Source organism: Hyphomicrobium sp. (assembly GCF_035548195.1).
In the GTDB taxonomy this organism is placed as follows: Bacteria; Pseudomonadota; Alphaproteobacteria; order Rhizobiales; family Hyphomicrobiaceae; genus Hyphomicrobium_B.
Window position 1 is genome coordinate 52,356 of sequence record NZ_DASZTY010000035.1, and the last position, 21,374, is coordinate 73,729.

General features: G+C 56.3%; 22 protein-coding genes. 11 read left to right on the top strand and 11 right to left on the bottom strand.

Going from position 1 to position 21,374, the window contains the following annotated elements; translation table 11 throughout:
* Positions 1-440: 440 nt before the first annotated feature.
* From VHB22_RS13915 to VHB22_RS13940, 6 genes are all read left to right on the top strand, one after another.
* Positions 441-2,162, top strand: a complete 1,722-nt coding sequence (locus VHB22_RS13915; protein ID WP_414652744.1) for a carboxylesterase/lipase family protein — start codon at positions 441-443, stop codon at positions 2,160-2,162.
* A gap of 406 nt (positions 2,163-2,568) precedes the next feature.
* Positions 2,569-3,570 carry a helix-turn-helix domain-containing protein gene (locus tag VHB22_RS13920; protein ID WP_325457581.1) on the top strand — a complete coding sequence of 334 codons (1,002 nt, stop codon included), beginning with the start codon at positions 2,569-2,571 and terminating at the stop codon, positions 3,568-3,570.
* A gap of 229 nt (positions 3,571-3,799) precedes the next feature.
* Positions 3,800-5,521: a carboxylesterase/lipase family protein gene (locus VHB22_RS13925; protein WP_325457582.1), complete on the top strand. Its 1,722-nt coding sequence runs from the start codon at positions 3,800-3,802 to the stop codon at positions 5,519-5,521.
* A gap of 170 nt (positions 5,522-5,691) precedes the next feature.
* A complete protein-coding gene (locus VHB22_RS13930; RefSeq protein ID WP_325457583.1) occupies positions 5,692-6,126 on the top strand; it encodes a heme-binding protein in 435 nt (144 codons plus the stop codon).
* A 161-nt stretch (positions 6,127-6,287) separates the two neighbouring features.
* A complete protein-coding gene (locus tag VHB22_RS13935; RefSeq protein WP_325457584.1) occupies positions 6,288-6,647 on the top strand; it encodes a hypothetical protein in 360 nt (119 codons plus the stop codon).
* 202 nt (positions 6,648-6,849) lie between these two features.
* A complete protein-coding gene (locus tag VHB22_RS13940; protein WP_325457585.1) occupies positions 6,850-7,209 on the top strand; it encodes a tRNA-binding protein in 360 nt (119 codons plus the stop codon).
* An 88-nt stretch (positions 7,210-7,297) separates the two neighbouring features.
* Here the strand turns inward: VHB22_RS13940 and VHB22_RS13945 are convergent, their stop codons facing one another.
* The 10 genes from VHB22_RS13945 to VHB22_RS13990 form a co-directional block, all read right to left on the bottom strand.
* Positions 7,298-7,597, bottom strand: coding sequence for a hypothetical protein (locus VHB22_RS13945; protein WP_325457586.1), 300 nt, complete (start codon positions 7,595-7,597; stop codon positions 7,298-7,300).
* A gap of 148 nt (positions 7,598-7,745) precedes the next feature.
* A complete protein-coding gene (locus VHB22_RS13950; protein ID WP_325457587.1) occupies positions 7,746-8,591 on the bottom strand; it encodes a pentapeptide repeat-containing protein in 846 nt (281 codons plus the stop codon).
* Positions 8,592-8,720: 129 nt separating this feature from the next.
* The gene (locus VHB22_RS13955; protein ID WP_325457588.1) at positions 8,721-10,346 is read right to left on the bottom strand and encodes a phosphoethanolamine--lipid A transferase; all 1,626 of its coding nucleotides are present in this window, start codon (positions 10,344-10,346) and stop codon (positions 8,721-8,723) included.
* Positions 10,347-10,462: 116 nt separating this feature from the next.
* A complete protein-coding gene (locus tag VHB22_RS13960) occupies positions 10,463-11,221 on the bottom strand; it encodes an N-acetylmuramoyl-L-alanine amidase (protein ID WP_325457589.1) in 759 nt (252 codons plus the stop codon).
* Positions 11,218-11,949 carry a DnaJ family molecular chaperone gene (locus VHB22_RS13965; protein WP_325457590.1) on the bottom strand — a complete coding sequence of 244 codons (732 nt, stop codon included), beginning with the start codon at positions 11,947-11,949 and terminating at the stop codon, positions 11,218-11,220. Before VHB22_RS13965 ends, VHB22_RS13960 begins: the two co-directional genes overlap by 4 nt.
* A 182-nt stretch (positions 11,950-12,131) precedes the next feature.
* A complete protein-coding gene (locus VHB22_RS13970; protein WP_325457591.1) occupies positions 12,132-12,554 on the bottom strand; it encodes a DUF2852 domain-containing protein in 423 nt (140 codons plus the stop codon).
* A gap of 91 nt (positions 12,555-12,645) precedes the next feature.
* On the bottom strand, positions 12,646-13,074 hold the full coding sequence (locus VHB22_RS13975; RefSeq protein ID WP_325457592.1) for a DUF2852 domain-containing protein: 429 nt from the start codon (positions 13,072-13,074) through the stop codon (positions 12,646-12,648).
* Positions 13,075-13,192: 118 nt separating this feature from the next.
* Positions 13,193-13,840: a TetR/AcrR family transcriptional regulator gene (locus VHB22_RS13980; RefSeq protein ID WP_325457593.1), complete on the bottom strand. Its 648-nt coding sequence runs from the start codon at positions 13,838-13,840 to the stop codon at positions 13,193-13,195.
* Between the two features lie 60 nt (positions 13,841-13,900).
* Positions 13,901-14,587 (bottom strand): extensin family protein, encoded by a 687-nt coding sequence (locus VHB22_RS13985; protein ID WP_325457594.1) that lies wholly within the window; start codon positions 14,585-14,587, stop codon positions 13,901-13,903.
* A gap of 502 nt (positions 14,588-15,089) precedes the next feature.
* A complete protein-coding gene (locus VHB22_RS13990; RefSeq protein WP_325457595.1) occupies positions 15,090-15,848 on the bottom strand; it encodes an alpha/beta hydrolase in 759 nt (252 codons plus the stop codon).
* A 105-nt stretch (positions 15,849-15,953) separates the two neighbouring features.
* Between VHB22_RS13990 and VHB22_RS13995 the strand changes: the two genes are divergently transcribed.
* The 5 genes from VHB22_RS13995 (at position 15,954) to VHB22_RS14015 (ending at position 19,462) form a co-directional block, all read left to right on the top strand.
* A complete protein-coding gene (locus VHB22_RS13995) occupies positions 15,954-16,196 on the top strand; it encodes a zinc-finger domain-containing protein (RefSeq protein WP_325457596.1) in 243 nt (80 codons plus the stop codon).
* Between the two features lie 45 nt (positions 16,197-16,241).
* Positions 16,242-17,420 carry an FAD-dependent monooxygenase gene (locus VHB22_RS14000; protein WP_325457597.1) on the top strand — a complete coding sequence of 393 codons (1,179 nt, stop codon included), beginning with the start codon at positions 16,242-16,244 and terminating at the stop codon, positions 17,418-17,420.
* Positions 17,421-17,422: 2 nt separating this feature from the next.
* Complete coding sequence (locus VHB22_RS14005; protein ID WP_325457598.1) at positions 17,423-17,866, top strand: NUDIX domain-containing protein; 444 nt, start codon at positions 17,423-17,425, stop codon at positions 17,864-17,866.
* An 80-nt stretch (positions 17,867-17,946) separates the two neighbouring features.
* Complete coding sequence (locus tag VHB22_RS14010) at positions 17,947-18,618, top strand: MarC family protein (RefSeq protein WP_325457599.1); 672 nt, start codon at positions 17,947-17,949, stop codon at positions 18,616-18,618.
* 88 nt (positions 18,619-18,706) lie between these two features.
* Positions 18,707-19,462: an SPFH domain-containing protein gene (locus VHB22_RS14015; protein ID WP_325457600.1), complete on the top strand. Its 756-nt coding sequence runs from the start codon at positions 18,707-18,709 to the stop codon at positions 19,460-19,462.
* Between the two features lie 28 nt (positions 19,463-19,490).
* Here the strand turns inward: VHB22_RS14015 and VHB22_RS14020 are convergent, their stop codons facing one another.
* Positions 19,491-21,149, bottom strand: a complete 1,659-nt coding sequence (locus VHB22_RS14020; RefSeq protein WP_325457601.1) for a L,D-transpeptidase family protein — start codon at positions 21,147-21,149, stop codon at positions 19,491-19,493.
* Positions 21,150-21,374: the final 225 nt, after the last annotated feature.

Genomic DNA, 21,374 nt, shown 5'->3' on the forward strand with positions numbered 1-21,374 from the left:
CCTCGGCAAAAAAACAGGCCGTAGAGTCGTGGAAGTGTCGCATCAGCACCACGGGAAATAACACTCGTTCTGCTCTACGGCGCAATTTTGGATGGAGCGCTGACGTTAACCAACGATCTCTCCCAAAGATGACACCAAATCGGTGCCTCACGAGCCATTTCGTGCACGATAAAAGATTGCAAACCTAAGCAAACAAATACTTCGCTTCGACAGAATAGAATACTCCGCTTTCATTTGCGCGAAATCTTCCTTCGCTCGCATGAAAATAATAATCAGCATACATACAATACAATTTGGATAAAGAAATCGCATCGAGTTCCTTTATATCCAACGCAAGTTCCCTCCTGCCGTAGCATCTCCTGGTCGGTCCGCCCTTTTATTCGCTTACCTGCGTAATCTCAAAAGAAGCGCGGGCGAATGAAAAAAGTTAGGAGAGGACTATGCAAAGCGTGTCAGTTGTTGGCGCACGACAAAAATCGTTGCGTCGATCGATTGTGGCTTGTTCGCTAGTTGCAGCAGGATTGACGTCAATTCCTGCGCTTGCGGCCAAGTCAGGGCCCGTCGTCAAGCTCACCGACGGTAAAATCCAAGGGACCACCGAGAACGGCGTGAATGTCTTTAAGGGCATCCCTTACGCAGCTCCCCCCGTTGGTAATCTCCGTTGGCAACCGCCACAGCCCGTAAAACATTGGAAGGGAAAGCTCGACGCGACCCACTTCGCCAATACATGCCCGCAGGTTACCGAACTCGGCGCCTTTGCCGGACCAACCAGCACGTCTGAAGACTGCCTCTATTTGAACGTCTTCACGACAGGTTCGAAAAAGAAGAAGGGCGTCATCGTCTGGATCCACGGCGGCGGTAACGTCGATGGCGAGTCAAACGATTACGATGCCACAAAGCTCGCAAAGGGCGGACCGAATGGCCATGAGACGGTTGTTGTAACGCTCAACTACCGCTTGGGCCTCTTCGGTTATCTGTCGCATCCGGCCTTGAATAAGGAAGGCCACCAGTGGGGTAACTACGGCATCATGGACATCCAGGCCGCGCTCCGTTGGGTACAGCGAAACGCTGCCGCATTCGGTGGCGATCCCAACCGCGTTGCCCTTGGAGGACAGTCCGCAGGTGCGACGGACACGGGAGCCAACATGCTTTCGCCAATCAGCACGGGCCTTTTTAGCCGTGCGATTTACGAAAGCGGCCCTCTTCCGGTTCTCCCTTCAGCCGCGACAGCAAAAGCTAAAGGCCAGGCATTTGCCGCCGCCGCAGGTTGTCCGAAGGGCGGAAGCGCAAAAGCTGCCGAATGCTTGCGGAACCTGAGTGCCGCACGCATTCTGCAACTGCAAGGTACGCCGAATGCCAACGGACCGTATATCGTCGGTCCTTTCGTCGACGGAACGGTGATCCCCGTCGATCCGCAGAAGGCATGGACCAAAGGCCGGTTCAACAAGATGCCGACGATGGGTGGCCGCGTGCAGGACGAAGCCAACTTCAGCATCAGCATCTCGGAGTACTTCTCCGGTCCGCCGCAGGTTCCGATGACTGCTGAGCAATACACAGCTGCTGTCACCAATACGTACTCAGGCAACGCCGGCCCCGGCGGCGCGCCCCCGGCATACCCGACCGGAACGGCTGAGAAAGTATTGGCGAAATACCCGCTGTCGGCCTACGACAACAACGTCCAAAATGCCTACAATCGAGTTAGGACGGACGTTCAGAAGTGCCAGGCGGATCACGTCTTGCAGCTTTGGGGTCCACAGATGCCAACGTACGCGTATGATTTCACATATCAGAACGCGCCGTACTTCTTCCCCAAGATGCCGGGCTTTAGAGCAAACGCCGCGCACACGATCGACATCCAGTTCCTGTTTGACAACTGGCATGGCGGCCAGCTTGGTGTGAACCTGGATCAGGACACGGGTATGCCGCGTGAGATCCAGGGCAAAGAGGTCAAGCTCTCGAATCAGCTCGTTGCAGCCTGGACCAACTTTGCATGGTCGGGAAATCCGAACGGAAACGGCAACTCTCCATGGCCGCAGTACTCAGGAGACGATAGCTCCAAGTACCTCGTTCAAGATATTCCACTGTCAAAAATGAACCAGAAGAAGTACCGCAAGAAATATAACTGCGACTTCTGGGATACCATCCTGTATTACGGTCCGTAATGCGAATAAGCGGCGGTTGCTTACGGCAACCGCCGCCTCCGTCGTTGCTACATCGCCCTGCCGATTGCAAATACGTTCTTATTATGAGGCGGCGGCACACCTCACACAATTATTCCTCCTCGTAGTTTGAATAGATGCGTCAGCCCGGAAAATGTGCAGCCAAGCAAAAGCATAAAACCAGCGAATGATTGTGCCTAAACAATATGCAAATACCGGCGCAACAAAGAAAAAGCGCATCAGAATTACGAATTTGATTACGAGAATAACTTTCAATGATCTCCGTGCTGGGATAAAACTACTCCCCCACGATCGAAAGATAGAATGGAAGGGTTTTAAGCGGGCGCGATAAATTTCGAACGACAACGTGAGCCGAAAGAATGAGCTCGCGAGTTCCGGAGAGACGCCAATGACAGAAAAATCTGAAAGGGACGCAGTTCCTTTTCCGGATTTCAAATCCAGCATCTACGACACAGAATATTTTGACCAAAAGAGAGCATTCGGCGCGTTTCGCGACGTTGTCCAAGACGCGTTCATGCCATGGACGATAGAGTTCGATTCTGACACGACGTTCGCCGCGCGAGTCGAATGCCTCTCGACCAATACAGAAGCTGTTGCAAGAGGGACAAATACGCCCATCGTTGCGGCCCGTGGCGCACGAGAAATCCAAAAATCGACATCAGACAGCTACTACGCCAATTTCGTATTAGCCGGCGAGCTTAACATCGAGCAGTCCGGACGATCATTCGATCTGCGACGCGGAGATCTCATCGTTTACGATAGCTCCTTGCCTTTGAAGATGACCCAAAGAAGCTCCCGATCTTTCGATCATCTTGCGTTCCGTATTCCGAAAGAAAAACTCGATCAATCCCCGTATATCGGGTCTCTTTTGCGTCATGGGGTAATACGTGCCGACAAGATGATGCCACCGCTCTCCAGCTGTCTGAACTTCCTTGCCCAGAATTTGGTATCTGCCGGAACGAGTGAGCTGCGGGCACTTTACGAAACGTGCACCGTTCTGATGCCACTCTCAGCATCTTATTTCGCGAAGGAAGTACGACGGAGCGAAGTCGCCGAGATGCCGGCGAAGCACTACGTCGACGAACTCATAAGTTATATTGATGCGCATATCGGAGAAATGGAATTGTCTCCCCGATCTGCCGCCGACAGGTTGGGAATTTCGGTGCGCTATGTCCATAAGCTTTTTGGATTTACGGGCAAGACATTTAGCGCACACGTACTCGCGAAACGTTTGGATTTTGTCCGCCGGGACTTGGTCTGCACCAACTGTTACAATCAACCGATATCCATGATCGCCTATCGCTGGGGGTTCAACGATATTTCAGCCTTCATCAGAGCATTCAAAAAGAAATATGGGTGCTCTCCGAGCGAATATCGGGCGAAATTCTAGAAATCCAAACGACAATAAAAAATACAACGGCGTCATAGTCTTATAAGGTTATGCTGCTGCCCGCATTTCTTTACCCATTCTATCATTATTGCGCCGGAGTGCACGCAAACCCTACGATCCTTTCCCTCAGCGCCTAGGGAAAATAATTGACGCGTGTTTAGCTGATCCTCTCCAGTCAAATCGGAGAGAGCAAAAACGATAAAAACAGAAAAAATGTAGGAGAGGAATTATGCAATGTACGTCCTATAAGGGCGCACGAAAAGTTTCGTTGCGTCATAGCCTCCTTGCGTCCTCGATGCTTCTGGCGTTCTGCGCATCCGGCGCAGCGCTTGCCAAGAATAATAACAGCGGACCTGTCGTCACGACAACCGACGGCAAGGTCCAAGGCTTTACGAAAAATGGTGTCGAAACGTTTCTGGGTATTCCGTACGCCGCACCACCGGTCGGGGAACTCCGTTGGCAACCGCCGCAGCCCGTAAAACGCTGGAAAGGCAAACTCGACGCTACGGAATTCCGCAGCAACTGCCCGCAGGTAACTGGACTCGGCGCATTCGCCGGCCCAACGAGCATTAATGAAGACTGTCTCTATCTCAACGTCTTCACAACGGGCACACCGAATAAAATCAAAAAGAAGAAACCGGTCATCGTCTGGATCCACGGCGGCGGCAACATCGACGGCGAATCCAACGACTACGACGGCAGCAAGCTTGCCAAAGGAGGCCCAAACGGCACACCGACAGTAGTTGTTACGATGAACTACCGTCTGGGCCTATTTGGCACGTTCTCGCATCCCGCAATCAACAAGGAAGGCCATCTTTGGGGCAACTACGGAACCTTGGACCAGCAGGCCGTATTGCGTTGGGTCCAGCGTAACATCTCAGCTTTCGGCGGTGACCCAAGTAGAGTTGCGGTCGGCGGACAATCCGCCGGAGCCTACGACACGGCAACCCACGTGCTTTCGCCTTTAAGCTCCGGTTTGTTGAGCCGCGCCATCTTCCAAAGCTCGCCGGGCTTCTTTTCTGTGCTCCCGTCAAAGGCTGATGCCCTAGCGCGCGGTAAAAACTTTGCAACCGCAGCGGGCTGTCCTACGGGTTCAGGAAAAAAAGCTGCCGACTGCTTGCGCAACCTTTCAGCCGCCCGCATTCTGCAACTGCAAGGAACTCCGAATGCCGATGGCCCGTTCACGACAGGGACACCGTTTGTTGACGGAACGATTATTCCGCGCACACCTGAGAAAGCGTGGACAACCGGCCGGTTCAACAAGATGCCGGTCATGGGCGGAGCGACAAAAGACGAGCTGACATTCCTTACCGGAATCTCGGAGTACTTCTCGGGACCGCCTCAAACGCCAATGACCGCCGACCAGTTTGCGGCTGCGGTTTCGGAAGGCGCGCCTTGCGCATTCTGCACGGGCGGCACCATGCCCGCAGGTGTTGCCAACAAATACAAACTATCCGCATACGATAACGATCCGATGATCGCCTATGAAAGGGCCGTCACAGATCCTGCGAAATGCCGCGAAGTGCACGTACTTCAACTGATGGCGCCTCAGGTCCCGACTTACGCCTACGACTTCACCTATCCGGATGCGCCATATTACTTCCCGAAGATGCCAGGATTCAAACCTCTGGCGGCGCATACCATCGACATCCAGTTCTTGTTCGACAACTGGCATGGTGGACAGCTCGGCGTGAACCTCGACCAGGAAACAGGCCAGCCGCGCGAGCTCAACAAAAAGGAAACGCAGCTGTCCGATCAGCTCGTTGCCGCTTGGACGAACTTCGCGGACACTGGTAATCCGAACGGCTCTGGCAATTCGCCCTGGCCAAAATTTGCTGCCAGCAACAACGCAAAGTATTTCGTCCAGGATATTCCGTTGTCGACGACGACGGTCAAAAAATTCCGGAATGAATACAAATGTAATTTCTGGGATAAACACCTGAGCTACTAATCGCCCAGGACATTCCGACTGAGGCCAATCGTACCCGCCCGGATTTCTGGGCGGGTATTTTTTTGTCCGAGATTGAAGCCATACTCTGAAATTGAATGGGAACGGCCGTCGGCCACCGGGGTTACGCAGGCATTCAGACGACGCAAGACCGTCATCACCCGGAGAATCCCATGCATGTCACGAGCGAACAAGCGGCCGCAGCGATACAAGCTGCGATCACAAAGGCGAACGAAATTGGCAACAAAAGCTGCATTGCCGTCGTCGACTCAGGAGCCAATCTCAAGGGCTTTCACCGCATGGACGGCGCATGGGTTGGCTCGATCGACGTCGCGATAAAGAAAGCCCACACAGCAGTATTCTTCGCGATGCCGACCGGACAGCTCGGCAAGCTCTCTCAACCTGGCCAATCACTTTACGGCATCGAAGTATCCAACCACGGACTGATAAGCTTTCCCGGGGGTCTTCCGATTGTAGACACCGAAGGCGTCATGATCGGCGCAATTGGCGTCTCTGGCAGCACGGTCGAAGACGACGAGCAAGTGGCAAAGGCTGGCGTCAAACCAGTTGGCGTGAGCGATCTCCCGAAACACCCTTGGCGGACATAAAGATCGAATACCGATCACAATTGTTACAGAAATCGTTGAGCCCTAGGCCGCATGGCTGATCTTGAAACTGTGTGGTTACGCAAACATCTGTCGGGAGGATGTGAATAACTTTAGAACCGCTATGTCTCATGTCAGGAGTTTAAGCAGTGGGCACGGGAACAATGTCTTCCATCGTCATCGTCGACCGCTCATTTGCGTCAGGCTACGGGATGAGAGAAGCGCTTCTTCATGCCGGCAACAGCGTTCATGTCTTCAGCTCCTATTCGGCAGCGCTCACCCTTTTGGAGCATAAAAAGATCGACACAGTTGTTGTCGAATTCGACAACGACCGACCGACGACTGAGTTCTGCGATGCGGTGCGCCGTTTGAACATACCGATCGTATATTCGGCTCCTCCGGTCTCCGCGGACGATCTTCGCCAGTTCGGCTTTCGCCGCAATGTCCCGAAGCACTACCCAACTCCGACGATATTTTTGCCCTTCAGACCTGCGCGCGCCGGCTATTCGGCCAGAGCATTGTAGAGATTTATCACACCCAATTCGCCTTTCTCAGCCGGAACCAGCCCTTTCCGGGATTCGTTACTTTCGATAGCGGGCTGTCGCGAGTGGCTCGCTGAGCGCCCCTATTGGCGCGGAGTCGCTGGCCGTGTTGAAACGGGGCCAGCGGCTTCTCGTGTTACGCGCCAAGCTTGCTGCGGCTCCTCAGTGATGGCATCTACACACCATGACAAAAGACGCCGACCTGCCGCCGCAAATTACCTTCTATGACTTCTTAAAAGTCGATATACGCGTCGGGACCGTCATTTCGGCGGAGGCTTTTCGTCAAGCGCGAAAGCCCGCCTATAAGCTAACGATCGATTTCGGCGAAGAAATCGGCACGAAGCGCTCTTCCGCGCAAATCACGAAACACTATGAGTTGGACGAGCTGGTAGGAAAACAAGTCATCGCCGTAGTTAATTTTCCGCCCCGACAAATTGGACCGTTCATGTCGGAAGTCCTGACGCTCGGCGTCCCGGATGCAGATGGAAACGTCGTCCTTCTTATCCCCTCGCAGCCGGTGCCGAACGGCGGCCGGATGTTTTGATAATATATTTCAGTCCTGATGAACGCCATTGGACCACGGCGTTCGCCAAATTACCGTGCCGCCTGCCATACGACAGCGGCGTCAGAAACTATTGTCGCATCTGCGCGGCACGGCGAGCAACTTCCTCTTCCGTTACTTCACCGGCAGCAATCAATGCGTTGAGGCATCGTGCGGACAACTTCTCGCCCGCTGCCCGCATGCACTGACGAACCTCGGGACTATCGGAGGGATACTGGCTGCACAATGCGTGGTAGTCACTCGAACAGGCAAGCTTGACTCTGAGACTGACGGCCCCAGCAGGCGCAACCCAAGTGGTCGCCACGGCAAAAGCTCCGGCCAGAATACCCAATCGAAACCCCGAACCGATCTGCAGCAGGGAATCTCGCATCTCGCGCTCCACGCTAGGTCAAGTTGTTAACATACTGACAATAAATGATTTAACGAACACTAACAGGCTTCGCGGCGAAGGATAACCACAAACTGCGACGCACCACGAAAGTTTCGATCGGGAATTTTTCTTCTCCCGCTCGATCAATTCATCGATAGGCGCGATCAAAATTGATCGCATCATGAAGCCCTTTCGCGTCGGCGATCCCCTTCGCGCCTACGAAATTCGCTTCGTCGAGGTTTGCTCGAGTGAAATCGGCCCCGGCAACGTCGGCGCCTGCGAAATCGGCGCGCGACAGATCCGCATCGGTGAAGTTGGCGCCAGTCAAATCCGCACCCGTGAACTTCGCGAACCACAACACGGTTCGCTGCATCTTCGCGTCATGAAGACGTGCGCCGGCAAAATTACAGTATTTGAGAATATTCTTATAGGTCGTCGTCATCGTCCCTTCACCGGGTCGCCCTTCAAGTGGAAGGAAATCGGCATCCGTCAGGTCAGCACCCCGAAAATCCGAACCGGACAACTCGGCCTGTACGTGCACGTGCGTGAGGTTGGCGCCCGAAAAGCGCGGCGCATCGGAAGTCGCATTCGATAAATCGGAATAAATTGTTGGCCGGTAGATCGTCGCCCCAGTCAGGTTGGCTCCGGACAGGTTTGCACGGATCAATACCGAGCGATCAAGTCGGGTATGGGACAGGTCGACGCCGGATAAGTTTGCGCCGGTAAAATCTGTGCCGTAAAAATCCGAACGCGCGAGATTGGCGCCTTTGAAGTCGAGGTCCGATAGATCCAAATAGGCGAGAAACTTACCGGACAAGTCAGGCCGCTCACCTGCCTTCGCTTGATGCAGCAGCGTCGTGATGGCGTGAGCATTGATCTCCGCGTGCATTGAAACCGGCCCAAGTGGCTGCTCTGCCCATGCGCCGCCATCAATGGAAACGGAAACTGTGGTCAAGATCGCGATTATGAGAGCATGAAATCGGCCAAAGGGCATGTATCACCTCGCGAGCCTCATCATGAGCCGAATCTACGAAAAGAACGATACCCAATTTGTCGCCCGAGTACGGCAAAATCGCCTGCTGCCGGATAATTTACGCAACGTTATTGCGCACAAGCTCAGGATTCACGAGGGCGACTTGCGGCAGGCTGCGAAGAGATCGAGCGACGGATTGTAGACCTTCGTCTTTACGTCCATCAGCCCGAGAACCGAATGGAAAAGGTTATCGTGCCCCACACGCTCTGACGTATGCTTCACAAGACAAGCCTGATCGATACCAGTCGCTTCCCGCATCGACGGTGAAAGCCAGATCACCATCGGCACGTGGATCTGTGCCTCCGGTGCGATCGCATAAGGCATACCGTGAAGATACATATTGTGCTCGCCTAGGCTCTCGCCGTGATCGGAGACGTAGAGCATACCGGTATCGACACCGTGACTCTCCGCTTGCGCCAGCACATCGATCAGCCGCGCCAGAACGTGGTCGGTGTAGACGATCGTGTTATCGTAAGCGTTGATAATGTCTTTGAGTTCGCAATGGCTGAACTGCGCCGACTTGCACGCCGGTGTGAAGGTCTCGTAGCGCGCAGGATAGCGCTTCCAATAGGTCGGGCCATGACTGCCCATCATGTGCAAAACGATGACGGTATCGCGGTCGAGCTTGGCGATCCGGGCGTCCAACCCGTCAACCAAAACATCATCGAAATTCTTGGTACTCGGATAAAATGTGGGGAGCTTATGCCCTGTTAGCGTTTCCGTTGGAACGCGTGCACACACGCCCTTGCAGCCCGCTTGGTTCTCCCGCCAAAGCACATCGATGCCCGCATGCTTCAAAATGTCGAGCAGATTCTCCTGTGTCTCGGCCTTGGCGTTTGTGAAATTGGCCTTACCCAGCCCAGAGAACATACACGGCACGGATTGCGCCGTATCCGTCCCGCAGGAAAATGCATGCGGATAATTGACCAGATCTTTAATCTTGGAAAGCTCGGGATTCGTCGGCCTCGCGTAACCGTTGAGCGCAAAATGATCCCAACGCGCAGTTTCCCCGACGACCACCACAAAGAGTGACTTGCGCGAATGCGTTTCCGTCCCTCGGTGAGCATCCCTTCCGTAAGGCGCAATGACTTTACTGGCCAATGCACCACGTTCTCTACTCAGGTATCTCGGAAATGCCGACAGATAGTTGAACGGCGTCAGCGTCATCTTGAGTTCTGTGTGCTCGCGGAAGAGCGAAAGGAAGGTGCCCCAAACCGGAAACACAGTGACCGTCAGGACAACCAGCGCGACAGCGGCGAATTTCATTTTGGCAAAAGCTTCGCCGCCGAACGATCTTGGCGTCCAGGGAAGAAGACAAAACACGATCGCCGGCACCAGACCAAAAAGTCCGACATAAGCAATTAAGCCCACCGTTATGAGATCGCCTGTTTCGCGCGTGTCCGTTTCCAGCACATTGCGAACCATGTTGGTGTCGATGACGATTCCGTATTCGGTCATGAAATACGCCGCCGCGGCCGTGACCGGAAGCAGCATAAGGAAGACAGTCTTGATGACCGGCTTCAGTGAGAAAGGCAAAATGATGAGATAACCCGCCAGCGTCACGGAAACGACGACGGTGCCGAGAAAGTACCAATCTTCGAAATTGTGCGGAGAAACTACGCTATAGAGCTTGCGCCAAAAAGCCTGATTCAGAACCAGCGCCACATAGGCTGCCAGCACAAGCAGCAGTATCTCCGGACGACGAGGTTTGAACACGCGCAATCCTATCAATTGATCTAATGGTCCAAAACGAAATGGAAGAGCGGCCCCAGCTCTCCCCGCGGCAGTGGGGCAGCATCAATGTCAGCTTAATGGCGGCGTCAAGCAGCAACCTACCGACGCGACGCTTCGAGCAGCCGCTCAAGCGTTACTTCCGTCGATCTGTCAAGCCTGCCATCGACGCGGCGAGGACGAAAATGGGCTTGAAAAGCTTTGAGAACCTTTTCCGTACCCTCGTCCAGAACCCCGCTAAGCTCGATTCCATAACCATAGGAGGCAAGACGTTCTTGCGCACGCGCGACGCGTGTGCCGCAGGCGCCTAAGCCGAGACCGGCATCGTCTGCTCGGACCGGCGATGGTCGCGCCCAGAGCCCGAGTCCGGCTCTTGCCAACGCCATCCAGTTGAACTTCTCGCCCGGATCGATCTTTCGCCCTGGTGCGACATCGGAATGGGCGAGAACAGCGTCGGCGGCCATCGCATAACGCTCTGTGATTTCTTTACCGAGTGCAATGACGGCATCCATTTGTGCGGGCGAAAAATCCGGATAGCCGTGCTGATGCCCGGGATTCTGAATCTCGATGCCGATCGAATGCGAATTGATATCCGTCTCGCCCCGCCAATATGAAGCTCCGGCATGCCAGGCACGTAAGCTTTCTGGAACAAGCTGTGCGATGCGGCCGTCTTCGTCTACGACGTAATGGCAGGAAACATTGCTTTCAGCGCGCGCCAACCAGTCGATCGCCTTCGCAGCCGACGACATGCCCGTGTAATGCAAAATGAGAAGCGACGGCTTGATGCAGCCACGTCGCGGCTCGGTGTTCGCTGCCGGATGAATGCTGCTGACGAGAGGGCTGTCCGCTGCGAAGCTCACTGACTTGGTTCCAGCGCCCGTTCGACGCGCAAACCGCGCTCGGCAAGAATGGATTCGTAGGCTGCCGTAATCGCCGCGAGCCTGCGCTCAGCGCCGGCAAGGAACTCCGGCGGCACACCTTTCGCAACGAGCGCATCGGGATGATGGCTTTTGACGAGATCGCGATAGCGCGACTTGATCTCTCTGTCAGTAGCGGCGGGCGAAACGTTCAGCACCTCATAGGGACTGTCGGCATCGACCACGAAGCTGCGGCGCAAGCACCGAAACTCGCGTTGGGAAAGCCCGAGAATTTCCGCGACGTGCGCGAGGTAGCGATCCTCGTCGGGATGCAGTACGCCATCGGCGCTGGCGACATGGAAGAGACATTCAAGCACCGATATCTTAAGCTCGTGCTGACCTTCCAGCAGACGCGCGACCTGCGCCGCATAAGCTTCGTATCCCGCAACATCCTGGCTCGCGAGCTGATAGAGACGGCGAAGGTGGGCGCGTTCCGAGTCCGGCACGGAAAACTGCCGTTCGAATGCTTGCGCTTCGATTGGCAGTGACACGCCATCGGCTTTGCTCATTTTGGCAGCAAGGGCAACGACCGCGATTGTGAAAGCGACGCGCGATTCCGCCGGCGAACGCGCGCCATCAAACCCAAACGTCTCTTTGAGGTGCTCAAGTGCCGTCCGCATCCCGCCGTTGTACGTCGCGGCGACTGCATTCTTGAGAGATTGCCAAGACATCGTTCGACCACACCCGTCTCTATCGCGAACGACTATAAGCCGCCCTCGCCAGAAACAGGAGCATAAAGGAGGACCTGGCTGACTTCCCCTAAATTAACCGCAATAATGCCTGAGAAACGGAAATAGCAGATATGCTTCAAAATACGGCGTCTGGCCGTGCCCCCCTGCAAATGCACAATTTATCACGAACTGTGCGGACCTCCGGCGCGCCGCGATTTGAGAAAAGCTTGAAAATCCGTGGCATCCGCAGCATCGCGTAACTTGGCAAGAAACGTTCGGAACTCGCGGGCTTCGTCTTCGAGATTGCGGAGCGTAGCACGCCGGTATTCGTCAAAGGCGAAGTTATCCGAATCGCGCGATCCGCGACGCTTATCAAACGGGCTATGACTGCCTTCTTTCAGTCGCCCAAAGAACCGGGATGCACATCCTCTAAAGGTGCCGCGGAAAAAGAGGCCACCCCCAAGCAGCGCAGCTGCCGCAATCGCGAGCAGCGCAACAATAAAAACAATCCGCATCAGCACGGCTCCGATTGCGAACAGGACCATGACCGTCACGAAAAACGGCACGAACAACAGGGGCAGCAATGGCAGAAAAAGTAGGCGCATTGCGCTGTGCTCCAGTAAAATGCAGTTAGCGGACGATTGCACACAAAATGAATGAGGTGACACGTGGCCACCCCATTCTCAATTTTCAAGATCAGACCGCACCCTCGCTCGGCGCAGGCCGATCTCGGCGCTCAGACATGAACTGATCGAACTCGGATTTGTCCTTGGCCTGCCTCAAACGTTCGAGGAAGGAACGGAACTCGCGTTCCTCTTCTTCCAGTCGCTTCAGCGTAGCTTCGCGATAGTCGTCGAACGCTTTATTGCCGCTCGAATACGCGCCACGCGCGAAATTCCTCATCTCGTCCTCGACGCGAGACCGCGCCCGTCCGAAACGTTCCGCGAAACGGCTTTCCCACCGCCCGCGACCACCGCCGTGCCATCCGCAATTCATGCGTCCACTCCAAAGCATATAGGCCAAGATGGTGAGCCCAACCGGCCAGAAAAGAACGAAGCCCAGGACCATCGCGGCAATCCACGCGGGCTTACCGAAATCGTCCAGAGTCTGAACCACTTGCGCCATTCGCCACCCTCTCCTTGGTTAGGATGTAAATGTATTTTACATTCACATAGGTGGGAGAGCAAGGGCGGAGTTCAAGGGATGCGGCCGACGAATTTGAAATTTTGCATTTTGGATACGATCAACCGGCCTTGGGCCGGACTCCTAACCCATCGAGATAGATGAGCACCGCCGCATCGAGCAGGTCTTCCGGGCTCATCGGAATGGGACGCCGCGCTTCATCCCCTCGCGCGAACAACGACGCGATCCCGTGCGCTTCCGCCCAAATGTGAAGCGCCATCATCATGACGGGAGGCCGTTTTGCTTCAGGCATCGTCGCAATCAGGGCGGCACATGCGTCTTTGAGAACGTTGAATGCGCGATCTCCGGCAACGTGCAAATCCGGGAACGCCTGAAACGAAAGACCGGATTCGAACATCGCGGAATATTGCGCCGGCTCCTTTCGTGCGAAATTTAGATACGCGCGCCCCACGCGCTCGAACGCCTTGAATGGATCGGGCGCGCCCCCGGCCCACGCATCCTTCAATTTCAACTCGAACGCTTCGAACGCTCGGCGCGCGATATCCGCCATCAAGGCATCTCGATCGCGGTAATGCCGATAGGGAGCGGCGGGGCTGACACCCGCCGCACGCGCCGCTTCCGCGAACGTGAAACCTGCTGGCCCTTTTGCGGCGATCAGATCGAGCGCAGCCTTCATCAAGGCTTCACGCAAGTTTCCATGATGGTAGCCGCGGCGCGCGCCCGGCGGTGGATCGTGATCCCAGGTCATGAGCGGCTTCTAGCGGATTTACGCCGTTTCTGCACGCGTATCAGCATTTACGCTAACCGGCTATTTGCAGATGTGCATCAACCCGTCGCGACCGTGATGCGCAAGATCGAGGTGAAAATGGTTGCGATGAAGACTGTTATAGTTCGGGCCAAGTACGGTCGTAAAATACTCGCACGAACCATCATGCACGCGGCGCAGAAAAGCCTGCTCACGGTCCGAACCGTTCCAGCCATGAAGCACGCTGATCGTATCGCCGTTCGCTAGTCTGAAGCCGCCGATATCGACGGCATTGGCATAAGCATGCTCTGAAATCTGCGCCCCATCGACACTATTCATCGGTCGGCAAGAATAGGACGCGAGCACTTTCAAACCGACGAGCTCTTGCCGGAAATAATATCGCGCGGCAGGCTCCACGACATTCTTCACCCAATTATCGATCTCAGGAATCATCGGACATCGCAGCGATGCCGGCGGATCAAGAACGACCCTTCCGTTATCGGCCGCGGCCATCTCGAAAGGAATTTCTGCACCACAGACGCTCGGACCGCCAAGCGCCGAGCGCGTATGAACGAAGGCTGTCTGATGTACCACGCCAGAAGCCAGGCAAGCGCGCTCTTCCGGAGAGCGCCACGGATCGTTCTTGACGACAAAATTCGGTCCGACCGTTCCGCAACCCGAAAGCAAAACGGGCCCGGATAGCAATAGGGCGGACAGCGGAACAAATACGCGGGTACGACGCGAAACCATGGCCGGGCAAGTAAACGGAAGTAACGTTAACCAAGAGTAAAGAAGCGCCCGCCCGACCGAGAAAATCTCAGATTTTTCAGGCTGATTTTGGCTCCGCGAGTGTCAAAGCTGGGGCAAACTCCGAATCTGCCGCCATGATAACGGGCGTTGTCGTCAAGTCTCACGAACGACCGCCGCCAAAGTTATCCACAATCTAGTCTGCGCCGACCCAGACCTGAAATCTCAGCGTCATTGAACGCCGCTATTGGGCTTGTGCTCCCGGAGGTGCTCGCCGGCTCGCACACGTACCGCGTACGAGACTGGAATGCGCCGTTCCCACGTCTTCGATCGGATTTGTGTCGCGTACCGATCCGAAGACGTTCCGGAGTGATGGAAGTACTCGCGAGGCCTCCCGCGCCTTGGCGGGGGACGTGCACCCTGACGTGCCCGGATGTCCGGTCTTGGCTCGCATCCCTCATAGAAAAGAACCGGTTCAACGGGCCGTCAGGACCATTTGACGTAGTCACGCAGTATCAAGAAACGCCAGGACCTCGGACTTGAACGTCCGGTCGCCGACCGCGCGATTATGGTCCCGCCCGGCAATCGTGAACGCCCGCGCGCCGGGTATCAGCCTTGCAAGCTCTTCCGCCGAACCACCGATAACATCGGTTTCACCGACGGCAACGAGGACCGGCGCGGCGATCGATGCGACCATCTCGGCGGTGATCGGCGCTCGCGACGAACGAATACACGCAGCAAGGGCTCGGAGATCGCTTTTCGTCTGTTCGGCGAATGCCCGGAACGTCCGCGCCGTCGGATTGCCGACATCCTCAATGCTTTGCGCTTCGAGCGCGCGCGCGATTGGGCCGGTCCCCGCCATGCCCCGAACCATGTTGATGCCAAGCCCGCCAAAAACGATGTGATCGACGCGATCGGGATGCGTCAATGCCAGAAACGCGGCGATTCGTGCGCCCATCGAGTAGCCGATAACATGCGCACGCGCGATACCAAGGTGATCGAGGAGCCGACGGGCATCTTCAGCCATCAGCGGCGCGCCATAGTCCGTCAATTCATAGAGCTTCTGACTCTCGCCATGGCCGCGATTGTCGAACGCAATGACGCGATATCCTGCCTTGCCGAGAAATTCGACCCAGCCGGTCCCGATCCAGTTTGTCTCTACATTGGACGCAAAGCCGTGGATCAAGAGGACCGGCGGCTTCTCGGAATCGGCTTCGGTATCGAGAAAAGCGATATCAACGCCCGCGCTGTCGAAGTGCTTCATGCCGTCGCTGCCTGATCCTCACGTATCCACGGCATCTCCCCTACCATCATCGCCGCCAGGAAGGTATGGTGCAGCCGCAAATCACCAATTCGCAAAGGGCGTCGCATGGCCGGATCCGTTATCCCTCATTTCGCAAATGACGTCGGCGCCGAGCGCATTTTCATCGGCGTCAAGGAATTCAATTGCATGGGCGCCCGCCCGCCGTTCGACCACCCGCACGTCTATCTCGACATGGGACAGGACGGGCAAATCCTTTGCCCCTATTGCTCGACGCTCTACATCTATGACCCACGCCTCCAGGCAACCGAAAGCGATCCGAAAGACAGCCTCGTTTCCGACGCTGCCTGATAACAACATGATAGCGCGCGGCGCAAAATTCCGGCGCAACGGCTGATGGCCGGGGCAAACCTCGACATCGCCATTGCAGGCGGCGGCATCGGCGGTCTGGCCGTCGCAATTGCTCTCTCACGGCTCGGAATTTCTTCGCAGGTGTTCGAGCGCCGCGCCGAATTTCCGGACGAAGGCGCAGGCATCCAGATCGGCCCAAACGGCACGCGCATTCTGCAAAGTCTCGGTGTCGCGGAACTGCTGCAAGAGCGCGCCGCGATCCCAGATGCGTTGAGCGTCCGCGACGGTATAACTGGACGCGAGTTGACGCGTCTGCCGCTCGGCGAATGGATTTCGAAAAGACACGGCGCGCCTTATTGGACCGCGCACCGGAAAGACTTGCACAAGGCGTTGCGGCGGCGTGCCGAGTCCGAACCGTTGATAACGCTCAATCCGGGCGTCGAGATTACTTCCTTCGTCAACGACGGCGAGAGCATCAAAGTAATCGGCAACACCGGCGAAGTTGCCAACGCGTCGCTATTGATTGGCGCAGACGGGCTCTGGTCGAACGTAAGAAAGCAAATCGCGCCCGCCGTCTGGCCGCAACCCGTTGGAAAGGCTGCATTCCGCAGCGTCGTTTCGGCAGATCGTCTGCCCGCCGAATTGATTCCGAACGCGGTCCACATCTGGCTCGCTCCCGGAGCGCACATCGTCCACTATCCCGTCAACGGCGGTCGCGATATTGCCCTCGTCGTCATCGCCAATGATAAGGCACTCCAACCCGGATGGGAGAACGTCACATCCGCTGAAGTCCCACACAATAAAGTCCTCGACTTCGCATCCTCTGTGCAATCGCTCATTCAGCGAGCCGACGAATGGCGTCAATGGACGCTTTACAGCCTTCCCTCGCTCACGCGTTGGTCTGCCGGACGCGCCGTATTACTCGGCGACGCAGCACATCCGATGCTGCCATTTCTCGCCCAAGGTGCGGTCATGGCGCTTGAGGACGCCGAGACGCTCGCGGAATGCAGCGCGAGCAGCCGCAACGACATGAAAGCAGCGTTGCAGAAGTTCGCACAGCAACGCCGCTACCGCGTGCGCCGCGTCGCGGAAGCTTCTGAGCGGAACGGCCGGATCTATCACATGACGGGAGCTTCAGCGCTTGCGCGCAACGTCACGATGCGACTCATGCCGCCGACCCATGTCATGGCTGGCTTCAACTGGCTTTATGGCTGGAGGATTTAACCTTGTCGCTCCGGCTCATCCCACGCGTACCGCGCGCCGACCTCATCACGCTGGGTGTCCAAGGCGTCGTCATCGACAAAACGTCCCGCATTCTGCTCGTCCGGCATGGCTATCGGCCAGGCTGGCATTTTCCCGGCGGTGGCGTCGAACGGGGCGAGAAAATCGATCACGCGTTATGTCGGGAACTGAACGAGGAAACCGGCGTCATCCCGACCGCGCCCGCCCGGCTCGTCGCCATCTATACCAACTTCGATATCTTTCCCGGCGATCACGTTGTTCTTTTCTTCATTGACCAATGGCGGCAGGATCATATCCCGGCACCGAATGCCGAAATCCTTGAGCAGCGTTTTTTTGCTCTCGATCGGCTCCCGAAAACGACGACAACCGCCACTAAGCGTCGGCTCGGTGAACTTTTCGCCGGCGCGACACGCGAAACTACGTGGTAGGCCGCGCCGCTTGAAACGCCTTTTCTCTTACGACGAACGATCTTAAGTAAAGCACCTCATTTTCCCTGCGGTATCCGAAGATGGAAATTTTAAGCGGCATTGTCGGCAGCTTTTTCATTGCGCTGCCTGCCCTGTTCTCGATCGTCAATCCGATTGGCGGCGCGTTGATCTACAGTCAGGTCACGATTTCACGACCGCATCCGGAGCGCGTCTCCTTGGCGTATCGCGTCGCATTCTATTCCGCCATTGTCATGCTGACCTCGCTCTGGATCGGCGCAACGGTGATGAGTTTCTTCGGCGTAAGTATCGAAGCCCTCCGCGTCGCCGGCGGCTCTGTCGTTGCTGCCAGCGCCTGGCATATGCTCTACGATCCGAAAGAGAATGAGGATCGCAAACAGGATCATGCCGCGCCGGCCAAATGGGGCAGCGATGTCGCCTTCTTTCCCTTGACGATGCCGTTCACGACCGGCCCAGGCACGATCTCAGTTGCGATTGCTTTGAGCGCCAGCCGCCCCGCGGCAACACCCGAGCTTTTACCGTTCTATGCCGGAGCGTCCGCCGCAGCCATTGCCGTAGCCATCGCGATAGCGGTCTGCTACGCCTCCGCTGACCGCCTCGTTGCCATGCTCGGACCGGCACGTGCCCGGGTTCTGACCCGTCTTTCGGCGTTCTTGCTCCTTTGCATCGGCGTCCAAATTCTTATTTCCGGCATACAGGGCGCGCTCATAACCACCTTCGCGCCACACGCGTAAGTCGCTGCTCCTTTTCGCCGCCGATCAAATACCCTACGCTCGCTGAGAAACGCCACGCTACGGGCTCAAGCCCATGGGAGCACCGCGCATGATACCGATCATCGCCCTCGTCATTGTCATCTACCTCATAAGCGCAATCCGAATTTTACGGCAATACGAGCGCGGCGTCATATTCCAGCTGGGCAAGTTTGCGGGCGTTCGTGGGCCGGGAATGACGCTGGTATTCAGCCCCATCCAGGCAATGACGCGCGTATCACTCCGGACTGTGACGATGCAGATCCCGTCACAGAAGATCATCACGAAAGACAACGTCTCGATCGATATCGCGGCCGTCGCCTACTATCACATCAGCGATCCGGAAAAGTCGGTCATCGCCATTGAGAACGTCTACGAAGCGATCAATCAGATCAGCCAGACAACAGTTCGCAATGTTGTTGGCCGTTTTTCGCTAGACCAGCTTCTGGCGCAGACCGTGGACGTCAACGACCAAATCAAGAACGTCATCGATGCGCACACGGAACCGTGGGGTACTCAGGTTACGGCGGTAGAAATCAAAGACATTGTACTGCCGGAAAACATGCAGCGCGCGATGGCGCGAGAGGCCGAAGCTGAACGGGAAAGACGAGCCAAGATCGTTGCGGCCGAGGGCGAATTCCAGGCGGCGGTTCGATTGGGCGAAGCTGCCGATATCATTTCCAAGCATCCCGTCGCGCTACAACTCAGGACGCTACAAACAATGGCTGAGATCGCCACGGAAAAGAATTCGACGATCTTCTTTCCGGCTCAGTTCATGACGACCGTACAAGAAGCCATTGCGACGATGAAAAAAGACTCGCAAATCTGAGCCTTAACCGCACGCACGCTGCCCGGAATTACCACCAGTTAAAAAACGTAGGCGCTCTCCGATAGCGTCGATCGTACCGCGAATACCGATCATCGCGATCATAGTAATCGTAGGGATCGTCACGCGTATAGAACGACGGCGCCGGCTTTCGCGGACGCTTCTTCAGCGCGCCCTGCGGCTCGGTGCTGATGACAACGACAAAGTCCGTAGCCTTGCCTGTTTCCTTGCTCAGCGGCTCATCGGAAACGATCAGAGATGACCCGGGCCAGACATAACCGGAAATGCGCGATGAAACCTCTGGCGGAATCGTGATGCGGTCGAGTGCGGCCGTAGCAAAACTCACATCCGTTGCGGGCGCATTATAATCGACATCCGCGCGCCGCCGCTTCTTGTAGGAAGCCCGATCGTCGTCCTCCGCGGAGCGCCGTGCAATCGAAACCACCTGCCAACGGAGGTCTTTGCCCTGATTCTTGTAATTGACCGCCGTGATGACGTGCGTGCCAATTGGCTCATCCGGATTGGTGATCGTAATCGGCGCGTCGAACACCGGCTCGTTGCCCTGGCGAACATAAAGCCGTTGCGTTTTCCGGCTGACAAACATCGAAACGGGCATCGTCTTCCATTTCGCTTTGTTCATTGCCGCAACGGCAGATTGTTTAACGGCGTCCGCCTTTTTCCATTCTTCGGTCGCAGCCGCCAATTCCTTCTCCGCGGTATCGAGCTCAGCTTTAGCGGCATCAAAGGCATCGTTCGCGCGCTTCGCGATGGCGGCGACTTTTAATTTCCAATTTTGCGCGCGATCGCTCGCTTTGGGCGTCTTCGCCGCCAAAAGTGCCCGATCCGCCCGCTCGACTTTTGCATCGTCTCGCTTCTTTACGGCTGCGGCACGCTTCAGCCGCTTTGCGGCGCGCGCACGAATGGCCTTCTTCCCGTCAACGACAGCCTTCAATTCGTCGGCTTGCGAAATCGCCGTTTGCGCAACGAGACTTTTCTCCGACGCGACGGCTTTGAGAGCCTGCAACTGCGCCGCCCGCGCCGGCCACTTCGAAACGTCCGGTTCGAAAACGCCCGGCTGATCCTGATCGTTCAGGTCCCCATCTTCGTCATAGGTCGCCGGCACCGCCACAGCGACTTCCTCCGCAGGCAGCGGTTTCGGAAGCAGCGAATGAGAAATATCTGCCGGCGCAACATCATCGTGCACAACGACCACGCGTAAGCCGAGGCGAGTCAACGGAAAGAGCTGCTGTGCAAATGGATACGGCATGCGAATGCAACCGTGAGAAGCCGGATATCCCGGAAGCGCTCCCGCGTGGAGCGCGATACCGGACCACGTCAGCCGTTGCATGAACGGCATCGAAGCATCATCGTAGATGTTGGAATAATGCTCTTCCTGCTTCTGCAGGACGCTGAAGACGCCGACTGGCGTTTCGTAACCTGTCTGGCCGGAAGATACGCGGGCCCTGAAAGCCTCACCCTTGGCGTCATAAACCGAAATGCGCTGGTCCTTTGTCGAAACCACGGCGATCACAGGCGGACCGGACAGCGCAGGACGTGAAATTTGGTCGTCGTCGGCGTTCCGGCCGTAATTCCGGGCGTCCGCCGCATCGGACAAACCGCAGCTAGCCAACGCGATCAGGGTTGCACTGGCACAATTTCGAACGCGCGCTCGCGCCGTTACGCTGAACATTTCTGACGCCCTACCGGAGGTGTACTACGAAGTGCGACAACACTTCCCCACCTATTGAACAATTCATTGCAAATTTACGTTCCGCATTGGCAAGCCGGCCCTGCCGCAGCGGAGAAGACCACGGAATCGTGCCGGAAACTCGACGTCGGCGCAATCGAGATTAGCCGTTGCACGTGAAGTGTCGGTTAAATTTGCCTGATTTTGGCGCGCAATCCGCCGGACCTT